The sequence below is a fragment of the Pseudomonas putida genome (assembly GCF_001941965.1).
In the GTDB taxonomy this organism is placed as follows: Bacteria; Pseudomonadota; Gammaproteobacteria; order Pseudomonadales; family Pseudomonadaceae; genus Aquipseudomonas; species Aquipseudomonas putida_L.
In genome coordinates, this window is sequence record NZ_MKZO01000064.1 from 1 (window position 1) to 2,222 (window position 2,222).

Sequence of the window (2,222 nt, forward strand, 5' to 3'; positions counted from 1 at the left end):
TCAAGCCAGGGTTTGGCTGGCGGTGTCAAGCGATGCGGTATAGGTAGTCAAAAGGGCTTCTCCCATGCACTGATTTGAGCGCTAATTATATGATATTTATGGATAATTTCCAAAGTTGATGACATTGGCTGTTCCCCAACCCTGGAAAACCTATCCTCTTTAACACGTCAAAGTCGATTGATAGGCTTGCTGCAACAGCTATCTGCCCGGTTGAAGTCGAAGATCGATGTATCTGTAGGGTTTGGAAATAAATGCGGGCGCCCACCGCACTCACGGCTCAGTTACCATTCTTTGTGCATCGCGGCCGCGCGGCTAGTTGGTAGCTGTTCTAAGCCTAGTCAGTGCCGCCCTTCGCCCCAAGCCCCATAGTCAGATTTGAGAAATGACAGTAGGCGATGCCGCAACGCGCTTCATCGACCTATGTAAAACGACTCCTTTATCGAAATAGTGCACTCATCGCTCTCCACGGCGATCCCTTCATCGCGAATTGCACCGCCCAAGACGATCTGCACTGAAATCAATACTTTCTGATGCCTCTTGATTAGAGATGCCAGCCATAATCATCTCATCGCCAACGCATACGGCGTTCGGCAGCCAACACACTCTCACTCACTACTGGAAGCTCAGACATGAAAACCATAGGCATTGAAAACTCGAAGTCCAGCGTACAGGCCCACTTAACGCTTGGAACCAAAACTATGGGGCTAGGTATCTATGGCGCGTACTTGGCTCTCGCTATTATTTACTTCTGGTTCGGCGGCATGAAATTTACCCACTACGAGGCCGAGGGCCTGGTTCCACTGGTGAGCAACAGCCCGCTTTTGGGATGGGTGTATAGCATTTTTTCGGTCGACATGTTCTCCAGCCTGCTCGGCATACTAGAGATTTCGATCGGCACTCTGATCGCAGGCCGCATGCTGTCGCCCAAACTATCCGTGGTAGGAGGCGCTCTGTCTGCAGGCCTGTTCTTCACAACCCTTAGCTTTATGTTTTCCACTCCGGGCGTCATTGAGCCTAGTTTAGGGTTTCCGGCGATTTCCGTTGCGCCAGGTCAGTTTCTGCTTAAAGACTTAGGGTTGCTTGCTGTTTCGATATTTGTGGCAGGCCATTCGCTGGTTGAACTGGAAAAACGTAAAATTAATGCATAATTTTTTCAATGGCTTAAGGCAGTAATGCCTTAGGCCTTTTTGCCATCATTTTCCCCCGCCAGATCTTTCAACCAGTCACGAGGGCTCAACCCCGTCTTGCGTCTAAATGCGCGAGACAGCGCCGAAGGACTTTCGTAGCCGACTTGAGCTGCAATCAGCGTAATCGAGCGCCCTTCTCGCATCAGCTTCTGAGCCAGGCTAACTCGCCAACTCAACAAATAATCAGCAGGCGTCTGTCCGATGACACTCTTGAAATGCACGGCATACGCAGCGCGTGACATATTTGACTCACTGGCCAGCTCTGCTATTGACCAGGCATGTTCCGGGGAGTTGTGCATCTGTAAAAGCGATCGGGCAAGCCGCATGTCGGCCAGTCCAGCCATCATTCCGGTGCGCAACTGGTGATGATCGAGCAGGTAACGGAGCAACAGAATGATTAGGAGCTCAAATAAGCGCTCAAGCGCGGCTTCCCTTCCACAATGCACATTTGCCGCCTCGGCAAACATCCACTCCAACGTGTCTGCCAGCATGGGCAGATCATCGAGTGCGAGCACCAAACAGTCCGGTAATGAAGCCGACAAAGGATTATCAATTCCGCCCTCAAACTCCATGGAAGCACACAACAACTTTGCGCCATCGGACTCACCCGCAAACAATTGATGCTTGGCGGGGCGTGGCATAAAAATCAAGCTAGGGCGAGTGAGCTGCAAATCCTTGCGATCGGGACCAAGCAACGTCACGCTGCCGGCCTGAAGCAGATGGATATAACCTCGCCGCTCGGCGCCATCGTAAGATGCAGAGCCGCATAGGTCGCCGTCATAGAACAGATTGGCCCGCACGCCGAACCGCGAGAGCAAATTAGACAAACGATCCATTGGCCGATCCTTGACGAGTCAGAACGCACAGACCATACCATCTGCGTTGTCGTTCAGTGCCTGTAGCGAACACAATGTCATCAACCTAAGCTGCAGCCCTGCCCAAGGCAAGCCCCCCGAAGCAGCCAGCCGCCATGGCCGTCGGGCGATGACCAGGCCTCTGCCGCTCAATCAGGCGGTCTAGCTGGGCTGGCGGTGA

General features: G+C 52.7%; 2 protein-coding genes. One reads left to right on the forward strand and one right to left on the reverse strand.

Annotated features, from left to right (window positions below):
* Positions 1-629 precede the first annotated feature (629 nt).
* Positions 630-1,148 carry a YkgB family protein gene (locus tag PSEMO_RS27410; protein WP_003464991.1) on the forward strand — a complete coding sequence of 173 codons (519 nt, stop codon included), beginning with the start codon at positions 630-632 and terminating at the stop codon, positions 1,146-1,148.
* A 29-nt stretch (positions 1,149-1,177) separates the two neighbouring features.
* Here PSEMO_RS27410 and PSEMO_RS27415 read toward each other — a convergent pair whose 3' ends face one another.
* Complete coding sequence (locus PSEMO_RS27415; RefSeq protein ID WP_003464995.1) at positions 1,178-2,023, reverse strand: AraC family transcriptional regulator; 846 nt, start codon at positions 2,021-2,023, stop codon at positions 1,178-1,180.
* Positions 2,024-2,222 lie beyond the last annotated feature (199 nt).